This is a genomic window from Streptomyces purpurogeneiscleroticus (assembly GCF_020024005.1).
GTDB lineage: Bacteria > Actinomycetota > Actinomycetes > Streptomycetales > Streptomycetaceae > Streptomyces > Streptomyces purpurogeneiscleroticus.
In genome coordinates this window covers 1-16,125 of sequence record NZ_NHSG01000411.1, presented here as the reverse complement: position 1 = coordinate 16,125, position 16,125 = coordinate 1, and the positions used below count along the sequence as shown (strand labels likewise).

The window sequence follows — 16,125 nt, the reverse complement described above, 5'->3', positions numbered from 1 at the left end:
GCAGGCGCGCGGGCGCGCCGACGTCACGCGCGCGGGCGCGCCGAAGTGGGGACTCCCGCGCGTCGTTCAAGAGCGGGTTCGGCATACCGACCGGATAATGTGCATATGACGGACGAAATGCTGGATCCCGTGACATTGGCCGTACGGCCCGTGGTGTGCCCGGTGTGGTGCCGGCGTGTGCACACGGCCGCCGAGGCCGGTGGCCACGACGGGATCATGCATCTGGCGGAACCGGTCGGCTGGAACCTCTCGGCACAGCCGGAGCGGGGCTTCCCGCAGTTCCACTTCCGCATCATGTGTGAAGAAGGTGCGTCCGGCCGGACGTCGCCGGTGGTCGAGGTGGGCGTGATCGAGGCCGAGGGCCGGCTGCCGTACTCCTGCGACGCGCGCACCGCCGGCGAGCTGGACCGGATCGTCGGCGAGCTGGAGCGGGTGCTGGAGACGCTGCGCGGCTGGCGCGCGGCGCTGCCCGGCGGGGTCTCGGTGCCCTGAGCCGCCCCCCGCGGACGCCACCGCGGCCCTGAGGTTGAGTCGCGCAGGCGGCTTTCAAAGAATCTGCACATCGCCCGCGCATCGGCGGCACAGCGTGTGCCGTCCGACGCGCGTCGGCGCGCGGGCGTCCGGGGCTTGGCGCGGGTATGTCCGGATGGGCCCGGCGTGTGCGCACGGTCGCCGGCGTTCGGGCAAACGTTCTTGTGAAGGAGTCGTCACCAAGGCGTGCATAAAACTGCACGCGATGGTCCGGAGCCGGTGGAATGTGCCGACCGGCCGCAGCAAGCGGGTTGGCCCGGCTACCAGTTGGCGTGCTTGGATCATTTCGACGCGGGAGTTGTGCGAATGCCTCCCCGGTTTCCATTCGGTGAATGACCGTTATGGCCGACCGGGTTATGTTCTGCCGCTCACTTCCGGGTTATTCGAGTATGACTCACAGTAATTGAAGGGAAACGTAAGTCATGGACTTCACCCCCCAGGTCGAGACCGCTGAGATCGCCGACGCCGAGCTGGACGCCATCGCCGGTGGCCTCGGCGTGTCGGGCACCGTCAACCAGGTTGTCGGCACCGTCGACGGTCTGACCGGTGGCGCCGTCGGCAGCACCCTCGGCCAGGTCAACGGCACCGTGCAGCAGACCACCGGCGTCAACGCCGTGGGCACCGTCGAGGGCCTGACCCAGGGCCTCTGAGTCTCGCCACTGTCGTCGGTCGCACCGTCGCAGGCATGACTCGACCTATCGGTACATGTCCGTACCCATAGGTTTGCCGTGAGCCCCGGAGCTTTTGTTCCGGGGCTCACGGATGCCTTCGGTCGTTGACTTCGCCCGTCAAGTGCGGGCTTTTCCGCCTGTGTTACGGTCATGCCTTGGTATGCCCGAACAGCGGGTATTTTCATGGATCATTGGTGCGCCATGTCGCGCGTGTCCCATTGGGTCGCCTTTTCGTCCGCGCTGCCCTTTGGTGTATGCGTCGGCACCGAATGAGACAAAAGCAGTCGAGGGAAAAGTTCCGTGCAGTTCCGGCAAAAGGCGCTGGCCAAGCTCCAGTCGCCTGAAGAGCTCGACCTGCCCGTGCGCTACGCCCGGCCGCAGGGCGGCCTCGTCCTCGCCGTCACCGTCGTCGTGATGGCCGTCGCCGCCTTCTGGGCGGTCACCGGGTCCGTGTCCTCCAAGCTGACCTCGCCCGGCATCCTCACCCACCCCCAGGGCAGCTACGTCCTGCAGAGCCCGGTCGCCGGCCAGGTCACCGAGGTCTTCGCCAAGGAGGGCCAGCAGCTCCGGGCCGGAGCGCCGGTGCTGAAGGTACGCACCGCAGAGGGCGACCGCGCCGTCCGCGCGGTGGCGCCGGGCCGTGTCACCAGCCTGGTCGGCAAGATCGGCTCGGTGGTCACCATGGGTGCCGACGTCGCGAGCGTCGAGCGCGTCCAGAGCGCACGCGAACCGCTGGTGGCGATGGTGTACGTACCCAGCCGCAGCGCCGCCACCGTCCCCGTCGGCGCCGACGTCGACCTCACCGTCCAGTCCGTGCCCACGCAGCAGTACGGCGTGCTCCGCGGCAAGGTCAAGGCCGTCGGCCGGGCACCGCAGAGCAGCCGCCAGATCGCCGGCTTCCTCGGCGACCGCGAACTCGGCGAGCAGTTCACGGCGGACGGCCAGCCGATCGCGGTCCTCGTCGAGCTGGAGCGCTCCAAGGACACCAAGTCCGGCTACAAGTGGTCCAACGCCGACGGCCCGCCGAACGCGATCGGCTCCATGACGCCCGTCACCGGTGCGATCCACCTCACCGCGCAGCGCCCGATCGATTGGCTCCTCCCGTGACCGCGCCGTCCGAAGCCCCGGCACCGCCCCCGCTGCCGCCCGGCGGCCGCGGCCGGCACCGCCCGAACACCAAGCCCGACCGGCGCCGCTCCGGCCGGAGCCGGACCGGACCCGCCAAGGGCGCGGGCAAGACGGTCCGTACGCCCACCACCCTCCAGATGGAGGCCGTGGAGTGCGGCGCCGCCTCGCTCGCCATGGTCCTCGGCCACTACGGCCGGCACGTCCCGCTGGAGGAGCTGCGCATCGCGTGCGGCGTCTCCCGCGACGGCTCCCGCGCCTCCAACCTCCTCAAGGCGGCCCGCTCCTACGGCCTGAAGGCCAAGGGCATGCAGATGGAGCCGGCCGCGCTCGCCGAGGTCCGGGCCCCGGCCATCCTCTTCTGGGAGTTCAACCACTACGTCGTCTTCGACGGCATGGGCCGCCGCTTCGGCCGCAAGGGCGCGTTCATCAACGACCCCGACAAGGGCCGCCGCTTCGTGCCCGCCGAGGACTTCGACACCAGCTTCACCGGCGTCGTGCTGACCTTCGAGCCCGGCGAGGAGTTCCGCAAGGGCGGCCGCAAGCCGGGCGTCCTCGGCGCCCTGCCGCCTCGGCTGCGCGGCACCTCCGGCACCATGCTCGCCGCGGTCCTCGCCAGCTTCCTGCTGGTCGTGGTCGGCGCGACGGTGCCCGCGCTGAGCCGTACGTACATCGACATGTTCCTGATCGGCGACCAGACCTCGCTGCTCGGGGTGCTCTTCGCGTCGATGGGTACCACGCTCGTCCTGACAGCCGCGCTCACCGCGCTGCAACAGGCGAACCTGCTGCGCGGCCGCATCATCTCCTCCACCCTGAGCAGCGCCCGCTTCCTGCGCCATCTGCTCCGGCTGCCGGTCACCTTCTTCGCGCAACGCAACCCGGCCGACCTCGTCCAGCGCCTGCAGTCCAACGACACGGTCGCCGAGACCCTGGCCAGGGACCTCGCCGCGGCCGCCGTGGACGCGGTCGTCGTCATTCTCTACGCCTTCCTGCTGTGGTCCTACGATCCGCAGCTCACCCTCATCGGCGTGGCCGTCGCGCTGCTCAACGTCGCCGCCATGCGCATCGTCGTACGGCTGCGCGCCACGGGCACCCAGAAGCTGCGCGCCGACACCGCCCGGCTGACCAACACCTCGTACAGCGGCCTCCAGCTCATCGAGACGATGAAGGCCACCGGCGGCGAGAACGGCTACTTCCGGCGCTGGGCCGGGCAGCACGCCACCACCCTGGACGGACAGCAGCGGCTCGGCGTGCCCAGCGCCTGGCTCGCCGTCGTCGCGCCCACCCTCGCCGCCCTCAACAGCGCGCTGATCCTGCTCGTCGGCGGTCTGAGCGCGGTCGAAGGCCATATGTCGGTAGGTCTCCTAGTCGCCTTCCAGGCGCTGGTCACCAACTTCACGGCCCCGATCACCCGGCTCAACGGCATGGCGGCCCGCATCCAGGACTTCGCCGCGGACGTCGCCCGCCTGAAGGACGTCGAGTCCTTCCCGGTCGACTCCCTCTACACCCGCCCCGAGCCGGTCGCGTCCACCCGCCGCCTCAAGGGCCACGTGGAGCTGACGAGCGTCACCTTCGGTTACAGCCCGCTCGACAAGCCGCTGCTCACCGAATTCTCGCTGACCGTCGGGCCCGGACAGCAGGTCGCCCTCGTCGGCGGCTCCGGCAGCGGCAAGTCCACCGTCTCCCGTCTGATCTCCGGCCTGTACAGCCCGTGGGAGGGCACCATCCACATCGACGGGCAGCGGCTGGAGGACATCTCCCGCGGCGCCCTCGCCTCCTCGGTCTCCTTCGTCGACCAGGACGTCTTCCTCTTCGAGGGCACGGTCCGCGACAACGTCGCGCTGTGGGACCCCTCGATCCCCGACGAGGCCGTCATCGAGGCGCTGAAGAACGCCGCGGCGTACGACATGGTGGCCCGCCGCCCCGGCGGCATCCACAGCCGCGTCGAGCAGGACGGCCGGAACTTCTCCGGCGGCCAGCGGCAGCGCCTGGAGATCGCCCGGGCCCTGGTCCGGCGCCCCTCCATCCTCGTCCTGGACGAGGTGACCTCCGCCCTGGACGCGGAGACCGAACAGATCATCATGGACAACCTGCGGCGCCTCGGCTGCGCCTGCGTCGTCATCGCCCACCGCCTCAGCACGGTGCGCGACAGCGACGAGATCGTGGTCCTGGACCACGGCACGGTCGTCGAGCGCGGGCGGCACGAGGACCTGGTCGCCGCCCAGGGCGCGTACGCAGAGCTGGTCAAGGAGTCCTGAGGTGACAACCCCGCACCCCGCGGCGACCGGTGCGGCCGCCGACGACACCGTGCTGCACGCCCTCGGCGGGCTCGGCACCGAGGTCGACTGCACGGGCCTGCGCAGCCTGCCGCTCGAAGGACCGCACGTCCTGTGGCTGGTCACCGGCGGCGCCATGGACCTCTTCGCGGTCGACGCGGCCCAGCAGGGCCACTGGTACTTCCTCGGCCGGCTCGCCCCCGGCACCCTGCTCCTCGGCCCGGTCGAGGGCCCGCAGCACACCCTCGTCGCCCGGCCGCTGCAGGGCTGCGCGGTCCGCCGCATCCAACTGCGCGAGCTGTTCCGGGCCGAGTACGGCGGCGCGGAGTACGACGCGTACGGCCGGTACGTCGGCCCGGCCTGGGAGACCGGCGAATACGCGTACGAGGGCGGGCTCAGCCCGCTGGAGGACGCCTTCGCGCGCGGCGTCGGCCGCAGCCAGCGCGTGCTCTTCGAAGCGCCGCTGGACGGCGAGTACGGGGCGGGCGACTCCGTCGGGACCGACGGGGCGGCCGACGAGAACATCCTCTGGATGCCCGTCGAGCCCGGCAGCCTCCAGTACGGCGCCCACTACAGCGCCGAGGCCGCCGCCGACCTGCTCATCGACGCAACGATGTGGCAGCGGATGGTCGACCAGCAGTTCCGGCTGCTGTCCGCCCTGGACCGCTGGATCGAGCGCCTGGAGCGCGCGCACGAGGACCGCACCGCGGCCGGCATCAAGGCCGGCGAGGCCGCCCGCTCGCAGGCCGACCAGACTCTGCTGTCCTCCATCGGCTCCACGGGTCCCCGCGGCGCGAGCACCAGGGCCACCGACGACGCGACCCTCGCCGTCTGCCGCAAGGTCGCCGACGCCGCCGGGATCACGCTGACCTCGCCCAAGGAGGGCGGCACGGCGACCGACCGGCTCAGCCCCGTCGAGCGGATCGCCGTCAGCTCCCGCATCCGCACCCGCGTCGTCAAGCTCGACGGCCGCTGGTGGCGCGAGAACAGCGGCCCGCTCGTCGGCCACCGCAGCGAGACCGGCGAGCCCGTGGCGCTGCTGTGGCGCCGGGGCCGGTACGAAGCGGTCGCGGCCGACGGCACCCGCACCCGACTCGACCAGGAGCAGGCCGCGGCGCTCGAACCGCGCGCGGTCATGCTCTACCCGCCGCTGCCCGACCGCCCCATGGGCGCCCTGCGGCTGATCCGCTTCAGCATGCGCGGCACCCGCCTGGACCTGCGCAACCTCGCCATCGGCGGGCTGGTCGCCGTGGTACTCGGCGCGCTCGTGCCGATCGCCACCGGCAAGGTACTGGGCGACTACGTGCCCAACGCCGAGCGCGCCCTGATCATCCAGACGGCCGTCGCGCTGATCGCCACCAGCCTGGTCTCCGCCGTCTTCATGCTGCTGGAGAACACCTCCATCCTGCGCGTCGAAGGACGCATCGAATCCACCCTCCAGCCGGCCGTCTGGGACCGGCTGCTGCGGCTGCCCACGAAGTTCTTCAGCGGGCGGTCCACCGGCGAGCTGGCCAGCGCCGCGATGGGCATCAGCGGCATCCGCCGCATCCTGTCCGGTATCGGCTCGGTCGTCGTGCAGGCCGGCACGGTCGGCACGATGAACCTCGTCCTGCTGCTGGTCTACAGCCCCAAGCTGGCCGTCGTCGCGATCGCCATGCTGCTCTGCATCGCCGCGGTCTTCCTGCTCCTGGGCCTGTGGCAGCTGCGCTCCCAGCGCCGCCTGATCGAGCTGACCAACAAGCTCAACAACCAGGCGTTCCAGACCCTGCGCGGGCTGCCGAAGCTGCGCGTCGCCGCCGCCGAGAGCTTCGCGTACGGGGCGTGGGCCGGGGAGTTCGCGCGCAGCCGGGAGCTCCAGCAGAAGGTCGGCCGGATCAAGAACCTCACCACCGTGCTCAACGCGGTCTACCTGCCGCTGTGCACCCTCGTGATGTTCATGCTGCTCGCGGGCCCGGCCCGCGGCACGCTCTCGGCCGGCGCGTTCCTCACCTTCAACACCGCCGTCACGATGATGCTGTCCTCGGTGACCCAGCTGACCGGCGCATGCCTCCAGGCGTTCGCCGTGCTGCCGATGTTCGAGCAGATCAAGCCGGTCCTCGACGAGCGCCCCGAAGTACGCGGCGGCTCGACCCAGCCGGGCACCCTCGACGGCGGCATCGAGGCCCGCGGCCTGTCCTTCCGCTACTCCGACGACGGGCCGCTGGTCCTGGACGATGTGTCCTTCGAGGTGCGGCCCGGCGAGTTCGTCGCCGTCGTCGGCGCGAGCGGCTGCGGCAAGTCCACCCTGCTGCGCCTTCTCATCGGCTTCGACCGCCCGGTCTCCGGCAGCGTCCTCTACGACGGCCAGGACCTGGCGGCCCTGGACCAGGCCGCCGTGCGCCGCCAGTGCGGCGTGGTGCTGCAGAACGCCCAGCCCTTCAACGGCTCCATCCTCGAGTGCATCTGCGGCGCCGAGATGTTCACGCAGGAGGAGGCGTGGGCGGCCGCGGAGATGGCGGGCCTGGCCGAGGACATCAAGCGGATGCCGATGGGCATGCACACGATGCTCTCCGACGGCGGCGGCTCGATCTCCGGCGGCCAGCGACAGCGGCTGATGATCGCCCAGGCGCTGATCCGGCGGCCCCGCATCCTCTTCTTCGACGAGGCCACCAGCGCGCTGGACAACGAGACCCAGCGGGTGGTCACCGAGAGCACCCGCACGCTCAACGCCACCCGCGTCGTCATCGCCCACCGGCTCTCCACGGTCATGGACGCCGACCGGGTGATCGTGATGTCCGAGGGCCGGGTAGCCCAGCAGGGCACCCCCGCCGACCTGCTCGCGGACACCGGCGGCCTCTTCCACGAGCTGGTCCGCCGGCAGATCAGCTAGGGGTGCGGACGCGCGGCGGCCCGCAGTGTGGAACGTCGCGCTCCGTTCCGCCGTCCGCACGTAAGAATGCCGTGTGCTCCAGCAACTGTTCACGCCCTCCGTCCAGCACACGCTCGACCTGATCGGCATCTTCGTCTTCGCGATCTCCGGCGCGCTGCTCGCCGTGCGGAAGAACTTCGACATCTTCGGCATCGCCGTGCTCGCCGAGGTCACCGCGCTCGGCGGCGGGCTGATCCGCGACCTGATCATCGGCGCCGTGCCGCCGGCCGCCTTCACCGACCTCGGGTACTTCCTCACCCCGCTGGTCGCGGCCGTCCTCGTCTTCTTCCTCCACCCGCAGGTCCAGCGGATCCAGACCGGGGTGAACGTCTTCGACGCGGCCGGCCTCGGCCTCTTCTGCGTCGCGGGGACCACCAAGGCGTACGAGTACGGGCTCGGCCTCACCGCCTCCGCCACCCTGGGCCTCGCCACGGCCGTCGGCGGCGGCGTGCTGCGCGACATCATCGCCAATGAAGTCCCCTCGCTGGTGCGCTGGGACCGCGACCTCTATGCCGTGCCGGCCATCGTCGGCTCCGCCATCGTCGTGCTGTGCATCCGCTTCCAGGCCCTCAACCCCGGCACCAGCGCGGTGGCGGCCCTCGTCGCCTTCGCCGTCCGGCTGCTCGCCCTCAAGTACCACTGGCGCGCCCCCCGCGCCTGGAACCGCCGCTCCTCGGCGGTGGAGGTGGAGGAGGGATGAGGGGCGCGCTGCGTGGCGCGGTCAGCCGGCCGGTTCCGTGAAGGAGTTCCAGAGGGCCGTGAGGGTGGCGCCGAGCAGCTCGGGGAGCGGGGCGTGCGGCGCCGGGTCGTCCGGCGGGGGAGTGCCGGGGCCGGGGTCGACCCGGGCGCGGAGGCAGAAGCCCTCCAGGACGGCGAGGAGCGCGACGACGAAGTCGGCGACGGTACGGCCGGGCGCCGGCCGGCGCCCTTCGCGGGCCAGCAGGCGTTCCAGCGCGGCGGCGTAGCCGATGCCCAGCTGGCGGTAGCCGCCCTGGGCCGCCTCGCGGACCTTGGGGTGTTCGCCCAGTACGTAGAAGGTCAGGTAGACGTAGGTGAGGGGGTTGGCGCGGGCGCGCTCCAGGTATCCGGCGGCGACCGTGGTGAGGATGGACTCGACCGGTGCCGTGGTGTCCGCCAGCGCCAGCAGTTCGGCCACCGCGTCCCGGTCCTCCGGGTACGCGTCCGGGCCGAGCAGGTGGAACATCAGCTCGGTCTGGTAGTCGGCCTGGGTGGGCCACAATGGGTAGATCGCGCCGGTGGTGATCGGCTGTGCCGGGCCGACGCCGGGCTGCCGGTCCGCGGCGATCTCGGTGGCGAGCCGGGCGACCTCGGTGAGCCTGATGTGTGCCAGCGGCCCGGCGAGCGCCTGGTCGGAGCTGTCGGCGGCGTGCCGGCGCACCAGCTCCACGCCCGCCTCCAGCATCAGGGATCGGGTCTCCGCCGGTGAACGGCGGGTCCGCCGCGTCTTCTTGGTGGTGCCCGGCGTTGCGGTCTTTCCCGGCATCGCGCTGCTGCCCCCCTCCATCGGCACCCGTCGCAGGCGCCATTGTCATCGTAGGCCCCTCTTGTTTCCGTATAAAACCTACCGTAACTTTTCTACGGAGCTTGGTCGTTGCACGCCCCACGAGCGTAGGGAGACCGGCACGATGACGCAGCCCCTGGACGAGACCCGCGCACGCGTCCTGGACGAACTGATCGCCGAGCAGGAGAAGATCCTCACCGACCGCACCGCCGGCTCCGCCCGGCTGCGCGCCGAGGCACGGGAGTCGCTCGCCGGCGGCGTCGCCTCCGCCTGGCAGGACTCGCCGCCCGTCGCCGTCTGGATCGAGGACGGGCACGGCGCGCACGTCCGCGACGTGGACGGTACCGACTACGTCGACCTGCACGGCGGCTTCGGCGTCGGCCTCGCGGGCCACGCCCACCCGGCGATCGTCGCGGCGGTGAGCGAACGGGTGCGGCACGGCACCCACTTCGCTCAGCCCACCCGCGACCTGATCCCGGTGACCCGGCTGCTCGCCGGGCGGTTCGGACTGCCCCAGTGGCGCTTCACCAACTCCGGTACGGAAGCCACGATGGACGCCGTCCACCTGATGCGGGCCGCCACCGGCCGCAAGAAGATCCTCAAAGTCGAGGGCAGTTACCACGGCCACCACGACTCGGTACAGGTCTCCAGCTATGCCCGCGTCGCCGAGGACATCGGCCCCGACGACCGGCCGCGCTCGGTCGCGTACGGCCCGGCGTACCCCACCGAACTGACCGACCTCACGCTCGTCGTGCCGTTCGGCGACCTCGCCGCGGTCGAACGGGCCCTGGCCGAGCACCCCGGAGAGATCGCCGGCATGATCATCGAGCCGGTCATGATGAACATCGGCCTGATCGTCCCGCCGCCCGGCTACCACGCCGAACTGAAGGCGCTGCTGCACCGGCACGGCTCCCACCTCGCCTACGACGAGGTCAAGACGGGCTTCGCGATCGCCCCCGGCGGCGCCACCGAACTCTTCGGCACCACACCGGACATCGTGTGCCTCGCCAAGGCCATGGGCGGCGGCATCCCGTGCGGTGCCGTCGGCGCCACCCGCGAACTGATGGACCGCATCGCCGACCACACCTACGAACAGGTCGGCACCTTCAACGGCAATCCCATGATGCTCGCCGCGACCCGCGCGATGCTCACCGAGGTACTGACCGAGGACGCCTACCGCGGCTTCGACGCCCTCCGGTCGCGGATGACCGGCGGCGTCGAGGCCGCGCTGCGCCGGTACGGCCTGCCGGGATACGTGGCCGCGCACGGCGCCAAGGGCTCGGTGATCTTCACCGAACGGCTGCGCAACTTCCGGGACTTCCTCGCCTACGACGACCGCTGGGGCCATCTGCACTGGCTGTACCAGCACAACGGCGGCGTCTTCCTGCCGCCCTGGGGCAAGACCGAACAGTGGACGCTCTCGGTGCAGCACACCGCCGAGGACGCCGAGCGCTTCGTCCTCAACTTCGAGCGGTTCGCAGCCGCCGTGCACACCGCACTGGACACCACGGCCTCATGACCGGCGGCTGCCCGCGTCGGCCGTGTGCTGCGCCGCCAGCCGCACCGTGGCGTTGGCCGCGCCGTACCCCTGATAGCCGCCGCGCCGCTCCACGAGTTCGAAGAAGACCCGGCCGACGGTGACCGTGTAGCAGTGCAGGAACTCCCCGCCGTCCGCGTCCCGTTCGTAGAGGATGCCCAGCTCCCGGAAGGCGTCCAGGGTCTCGGGGTCGAGGCCGTACCGCGCGTCGAGGTCGTCGTAGTAGTTGTCCGGGATGCGCAGCAGGCCCGCGCCGGCCTCGCGCACCCGGCGCGCGGTCGTGAGCAGGTCGTCGGTGGCCAGTGCGATGTGCTGCGGCCGCACTTCCTGTTCGCCCGGTACCGGGGCGACGTTCAGCGCGACCCGCAGACTGCCGGTGGCATTGGCGACGGCACGGCTGCGGAAGAGGCCGTACGGATCGGCGAGGTCCAGGCTCTCGTTGGGCTGGAGGCCCAGCACGCTCGCGTAGAAGAGGGCCGCCTCGTCGAAGTGGTGCCAGGGCTGGGTGAGCGCGACATGGTCGATACGGGCGATCCCGGCCGTGCCGCGCTGCGGCGCCGGCGCGCCGAAGTCCGCCGTCCAGCTCGGGTGGTCGTCCCGGTCCGTACGGCAGAAGAACAGCTCGGTGTCGTCCGGCGCGGCCACCGCGTCCAGCGGTACGTCCCCGGGCGCCCGGCGGCGGGGCACGACCGGGGCCCGCAGCGCCTCGGCGCGGCGCACCGCGGCGGCCGGCTCCGGGCTCTCCAACCCGAGCGCGACCAGGCCCGGTCCCTCGCGGCGGGCACCGCTCACGGTGTTGAGCAGTACGCGCGCCTCGTTCTGCTGCCACAGCTCCACCGGCTTGCCGCCGCTGTGCCGGCCCGCGCGTACGAAGCCGAGCGCGCCGAGCAGGGAGCGCAGCGGTTCGGTGTCCGCGGCGGCGAGCTCGGCGAAGGCGAAGCCGTCCGGGACGACCGGCGCGGGCAGGCTGCTCAGCCCGGCCGCCTCCTCCAGCGCGATCAGCGAGCGCATCGCGTCGACCGCGGTGCGCCCCGCGTCCGCCTGCCGGAAGACATCGTTGAAGATCTCCAGCGAGAGCGGCCCCGAGTAACCGGCGCGCAGTACGTGACCGAGCATCCCGGCGAGGTCGAAGCCGCCCTGGCCGGGGAAGCAGCGGTAGTGCCGGCTCCACTGGAGGACGTCCATCGCCAGCTTCGGCGCGTCGGCCAGCTGGAGGAAGAAGATCTTCTCGCCGGGGATGTCCTCGATGCCCTTGGGGTCCGAGCCGCGCGAGAGGATGTGGAAGCTGTCCAGGCAGGTGCCGAGCGCCGGGTGATCGGCCTGCTCGACGATGCGCCAGGCGTGGTCGTACGTGTTGACGTGCCGGCCCCAGGCCAGCGCCTCGTACGCGAGGCGGATGCCGTGCTCGGCCGCGCGCTCGGCGAGGGCGCGCAGCTGGCGGGCCGCGAGCGCGTCGTCGTCGACGGCGTCCGGCGAGACGCTGGAGCACACCAGCATCAGGTCGGCGCCGAGCCGTTCCATGACGGCGAATTTCCGCTCCGCGCGCCGCATGTTGCGCGCGAAGACCTCCTCCGGGACCGCCTCGGCGTCGCGGAACGGCTGGTAGAGATCGATGGACAGGCCGAGGTCGGCGGCGCGCAGCCGGATCTCCTCGGGGCTCAGCGGACTGGCCAGCAGGTCGTTCTCGAAGATCTCGACACCGTCGAACCCGGCCGCTGCGACGGCGCTGAGCTTCTCGGAGAGCGAGCCGCTCAGCGACACCGTGGCGATGGACTTGCGCATCTGGGCCTCCTCAGACCGCGGCCGCGCCGACCAGGTCGGCGAGGTCGGCGAGCATCTCTTCGGCGTGCGGTTCCCGGCCGGTGAAGAGCCGGAAGGCGTCGGCGGCCTGGAAGACGGCCATGCCGCCGCCGTCCAGCGTCCGGCAGCCCAACTCCCTTGCGGTACGGATGAGTTCGGTCTCCAGCGGGCGGTAGACGACCTCGGCGACCCACAGGCCGGCGCGGAGCAGCCCGGCCGGGAGCGGGAGGCCGGGGTGGGCGGCCATGCCGGTGGGCGTGGCGTGCACCAGGCCGTCGGCGCCGGGCAGTACGGCGGCCAGCTCGTCCGGCGTGGCGGTGGCGGCGCGCCCTGTACCGAAGCGGGTATTGAGGGATTCGGCGAGCGCCCCGGCGCGTACCGCGTCGGTGTCGACGAGGACGAGCCGGTCGGTGCCGAGCGAGAGCATGGCGTGCGCGACGGCGGAGCCCGCGCCGCCTGCGCCGATCTGGACGACCTCGCGGGTCGCGGCGCCGGGCAGGCCGCGTGCGAAGGACTGGGTGAAGCCGGTGACGTCGGTGTTGTGGCCGATCGCGCGGCCGCCGCGGAAGACGACGGTGTTGACCGCGCCCAGCTCGGCGGCGCCGGGCGAGAGCTCGTCGAGGTGCTCGATCACCAGCTGCTTGCAGGGGTGCGTGATGTTGAGTCCGTCGAAGCCGAGGCTGCGCGCCGCGCGGATCAGCTCGCCGACGGACTCCGCCGGTACGCCCAGCGTGTCGAGGTCGAGCGTCCGGTAGAGCAGCCGCAGGCCGTGCCGGTCGGCCTCCCGCTCGTGCAGGGCCGGGCTCAGCGAGGGGCCGATGCCGGAGCCGATGAGGCCGGTGAGATACGAGGGCGTGGACAACGCGACTCCCTGGTGGTGCGCTATGAACGTACTAGATAGTTAATTATGACGGCGGAGGGCCGCGGGGGAAAGGGGGACCCGCGGCCCTCCGGGACCGGCGCCGGTGCGACCGTCCGGACCGGCGCGGGTCAGGCGGAGGTGGCGCCGGCCAGGTCGCCGCGGTCCCGCGCCGGGTCCTGCTTCTCGCCGAGCAGCGCGGTCGGCACGCGGTACGTCTCCCGGCCCGTCAGCACGGCGAGGGAGCAGATCACGCAGGTACCGGCGGTGAAGGCGGCGACGCCCAGCCAGTTGGTGCCGCCGGACCCGGCGATCCGCTCGGCGATACTCACGGCGAAGCCCGCGACCGCGAAGCCGATCTGGGTGCCGATGGCCATGCCGGAGAGCCGGACCCGGGTCGGGAACATCTCGCCGTAGAACGAGGGCCAGATGCCGTTGGCGGCGCTGTAGACCACGCCGAAGAAGACGATGCCGGTGAGGAAGACCAGCGGGTAGCTGCCGGTCGAGACGGCCCACAGGTACACGAAGATCATGACGGCCGAGCCGAGCGAGCCGATCAGGAAGACCGGCTTGCGGCCGATCCGGTCCGACAGCTTGGCCCACAGCGGGATCGCGAGCAGCGCGACCGCGTTGGCGAGTACGCCGACCCAGAGCATCGCCGACTTGTCCAGGCCGACCGCGTCGCTGGTGGCGTACGCCAGCGCCCAGACCGAGAAGATCGTGCTGACGGTGGCGATCAGGGCGGCCGCGATCACGCGCAGCACATCGGCCCAGTGGTTGCGGAGCAGGTCCGCGAGCGGCAGCTTGGCCACCGCGTCCTCGGCCGCGGCCTGCTCGAAGACCGGGGTCTCCGTGAGCTTGCGCCGGATGAGGTACCCGGCGACCGTGACGGCCACGCTGACCAGGAACGGCAGGCGCCAGCCCCAGGTGTAGAGCTGCTCCTCGGGGAGCGCGGCAACGGGGATGAAGACCAGGGTGGCGATGATCTGGCCGGCCTGGGTGCCGTTGAGCGCGAAGCTTGTGTAGTACCCGCGCCGGTGCTCCGGGGCGTGTTCCAGCGTCATCGAATTGGCGCTGGCCTGCTCGCCGGCGGCGGAGAGGCCCTGCAGGACGCGCATCAGGACGAGCAGTACCGGCGCGGCGGTCCCGACCTGCGCGTACGTCGGCAGACAGCCGATCAGGAAGGTCGACAGGCCCATCAGCATCAGCGTGAAGACCATGATCTTGCGGCGGCCGAGCCGGTCGCCGTAGTGGCCCAGGAAGAGCGCGCCGATCGGGCGGGCCGCGTAGGCGACACCGAAAGTCGCGAGCGAGATCAGTGTCGCGGTCGCCGGATCGGACGGATCGAAGAAAATCTTCGGGAACACCAGCGCCGCGGCGCTGCCGTAGATGAAGAAGTCGTAGTACTCCAGCGCACTGCCGATCCAGGCGGCGACGGCGGCTTTGCGTGGCCGGGCGGGGGGCGGGGCCCCGGCCTCGGACGGGAGAGCGGACATGCCTGCTCCACGGGGGGATGGCCACCCGCGTCTTCGACGGGTGGCGGCGGGCTGCGGGTTAACTCACTAGGTAGTTAATTGCAGCGATCCTGAATCCCCCACAGGACACTGTCAAGACATCTGGCGGAAACAATTTCCGCACGTGGCGATGGGTGAGGGAGTCGTCACCCGGTCAGCGGGAGTGGTCGCCCGTCAGATAGCCGAGCACCATGTCGCCGAGCATCGTGCGGTAGTGCTCCCGGCGGTCCGCCGCCGTCAGGTCGCGCGCGAAGAGCGCGCCGAAGGTGTGCCGGTTGGCGACCCGGAAGAAGCAGAACGAGCTGATCATCGCGTGCAGGTCCACCGCGTCCACGTCCGCCGTGAACACGCCCTGCGCGCGGCCCTCGTCGAGGATCCGCCCGATCACCTCGATCGCGGGCGAGTTGAGCCGGCCGATCGACTCCGAGGCGGTGATGTGCTCCGCCTCGTGGATGTTCTCGATGCTCACCAGGCGGATGAAGTCCGGGTGCGCCTCGTGGTGGTCGAAGGTCAGCTCGGCCAGCCGCCGGATGGCCGCCGCGGGATCCAGATGCTCGACGTCCAGCTGCTGTTCCTGCTGCCTGATGCCCGCGTACGCGTGCTCCAGCACGGCCGTGAACAGCTGCTCCTTGCTGCCGAAGTAGTAATAGATCATCCGCTTCGTGGTGTGGATGCGGGCCGCGATCTCGTCCACCCGCGCGCCCGTGTATCCCTGCCGCGCGAACTCCTCCGTCGCGACCTTGAGGATCTCCGCCCGGGTCCGCGCCGCGTCGCGCTGCCGCCCTGCGGTGCGGGCCGGCGGATGAACGGCGGTCATACGGCTGGCTCCTCGCGAACGGTCCACTGGTCGGCACAGTTTAGGCAGACCCCTCCGGCGCGTGGCGAGGGCCCCGGACGGCCGCCCGTGACCCGTACGACTGATGCCGCGTCAGCTCGACGTGCGGTCGCCACGCAACGTACGTACGGTGTGACGATGAGTGATGTGGCATGGCTGCAGTCCTCCCCGTCGTCCCGGCCGGCACACGTGCCGGATCTGCCGGGCGCCGGGCCGGGACCGGACCCGGACCGGCGGCTGGCGTGGCTCGACGCGCTGCGGGGCATCGGGGCGCTGATGGTCGCGCTGCACCACGCGGGGCCGCGCTATCTGCCCGAGCTGTCCGCCACCGTACTGCGGTACGTCAACCCCGGTACGTACGGCGTCATCGTCTTCTTCCTGGTCAGCGGTTACATCATCCCGGCCTCCCTGGAACGGCGCGGCTCGCTGCGGCGCTTCTGGGTCGGCCGGATCTGCCGCCTCTGCCCGCTGCTGTGCGTCGCGCTGGCGGCCACGGCGCTGCTCGTCCTGTGGGGGCCGGGCCGGCTGCGCGACGCACAGCAGCGGG

Annotated in this window: 13 protein-coding genes; 8 read left to right on the top strand and 5 right to left on the bottom strand. The window is 71.5% G+C overall.

The window, feature by feature from the left end:
- The first annotated feature begins 105 nt into the window (after window positions 1-105).
- The 6 genes from CCS38_RS30375 to CCS38_RS30350 all read left to right on the top strand — a co-directional run bounded on the left by CCS38_RS30375 (window position 106) and on the right by CCS38_RS30350 (window position 8,211).
- On the top strand, window positions 106-492 hold the full coding sequence (locus CCS38_RS30375; protein WP_157847600.1) for a DUF6907 domain-containing protein: 387 nt from the start codon (window positions 106-108) through the stop codon (window positions 490-492).
- Between the two features lie 461 nt (window positions 493-953).
- Entirely contained in the window at window positions 954-1,181 is a 228-nt protein-coding gene (locus CCS38_RS30370) for a type A2 lantipeptide (RefSeq protein WP_223736544.1), read from the top strand.
- A gap of 321 nt (window positions 1,182-1,502) precedes the next feature.
- Complete coding sequence (locus tag CCS38_RS30365) at window positions 1,503-2,309, top strand: HlyD family efflux transporter periplasmic adaptor subunit (protein WP_223736543.1); 807 nt, start codon at window positions 1,503-1,505, stop codon at window positions 2,307-2,309.
- Window positions 2,306-4,585: an NHLP family bacteriocin export ABC transporter peptidase/permease/ATPase subunit gene (locus tag CCS38_RS30360; RefSeq protein WP_223736542.1), complete on the top strand. Its 2,280-nt coding sequence runs from the start codon at window positions 2,306-2,308 to the stop codon at window positions 4,583-4,585. The genes CCS38_RS30365 and CCS38_RS30360 overlap by 4 nt, the downstream gene beginning before the upstream one ends.
- A gap of 1 nt (window position 4,586) precedes the next feature.
- Complete coding sequence (locus tag CCS38_RS30355; RefSeq protein WP_223736541.1) at window positions 4,587-7,472, top strand: NHLP bacteriocin export ABC transporter permease/ATPase subunit; 2,886 nt, start codon at window positions 4,587-4,589, stop codon at window positions 7,470-7,472.
- 73 nt (window positions 7,473-7,545) lie between these two features.
- Window positions 7,546-8,211 (top strand): trimeric intracellular cation channel family protein, encoded by a 666-nt coding sequence (locus CCS38_RS30350; RefSeq protein WP_223736540.1) that lies wholly within the window; start codon window positions 7,546-7,548, stop codon window positions 8,209-8,211.
- Window positions 8,212-8,232: 21 nt separating this feature from the next.
- Here CCS38_RS30350 and CCS38_RS30345 read toward each other — a convergent pair whose 3' ends face one another.
- Window positions 8,233-9,015: a hypothetical protein gene (locus CCS38_RS30345; RefSeq protein ID WP_223736539.1), complete on the bottom strand. Its 783-nt coding sequence runs from the start codon at window positions 9,013-9,015 to the stop codon at window positions 8,233-8,235.
- 142 nt (window positions 9,016-9,157) lie between these two features.
- On the opposite strand from CCS38_RS30345, the gene CCS38_RS30340 reads away from it, so the two are divergent.
- Window positions 9,158-10,552 (top strand): aspartate aminotransferase family protein, encoded by a 1,395-nt coding sequence (locus CCS38_RS30340; RefSeq protein WP_223736538.1) that lies wholly within the window; start codon window positions 9,158-9,160, stop codon window positions 10,550-10,552.
- On the opposite strand, the gene CCS38_RS30335 is transcribed toward CCS38_RS30340, so the two are convergent.
- The 4 genes from CCS38_RS30335 to CCS38_RS30320 all read right to left on the bottom strand — a co-directional run bounded on the left by CCS38_RS30335 (window position 10,547) and on the right by CCS38_RS30320 (window position 15,560).
- Window positions 10,547-12,352 carry a bifunctional sugar phosphate isomerase/epimerase/4-hydroxyphenylpyruvate dioxygenase family protein gene (locus CCS38_RS30335; protein WP_223736537.1) on the bottom strand — a complete coding sequence of 602 codons (1,806 nt, stop codon included), beginning with the start codon at window positions 12,350-12,352 and terminating at the stop codon, window positions 10,547-10,549. The two genes, CCS38_RS30340 and CCS38_RS30335, sit on opposite strands and share 6 nt — an antisense overlap.
- 10 nt (window positions 12,353-12,362) lie before the next feature.
- Entirely contained in the window at window positions 12,363-13,232 is an 870-nt protein-coding gene (locus CCS38_RS30330; RefSeq protein ID WP_223736536.1) for a shikimate dehydrogenase, read from the bottom strand.
- Window positions 13,233-13,360: 128 nt separating this feature from the next.
- Window positions 13,361-14,725, bottom strand: coding sequence for an MFS transporter (locus CCS38_RS30325; protein ID WP_223736535.1), 1,365 nt, complete (start codon window positions 14,723-14,725; stop codon window positions 13,361-13,363).
- Window positions 14,726-14,897: 172 nt separating this feature from the next.
- Entirely contained in the window at window positions 14,898-15,560 is a 663-nt protein-coding gene (locus tag CCS38_RS30320) for a TetR/AcrR family transcriptional regulator (protein ID WP_223736534.1), read from the bottom strand.
- A 156-nt stretch (window positions 15,561-15,716) separates the two neighbouring features.
- On the opposite strand from CCS38_RS30320, the gene CCS38_RS30315 reads away from it, so the two are divergent.
- Window positions 15,717-16,125 (top strand): acyltransferase family protein (locus CCS38_RS30315; RefSeq protein WP_223736533.1); only part of this gene is annotated, 409 nt, incomplete at its 3' end.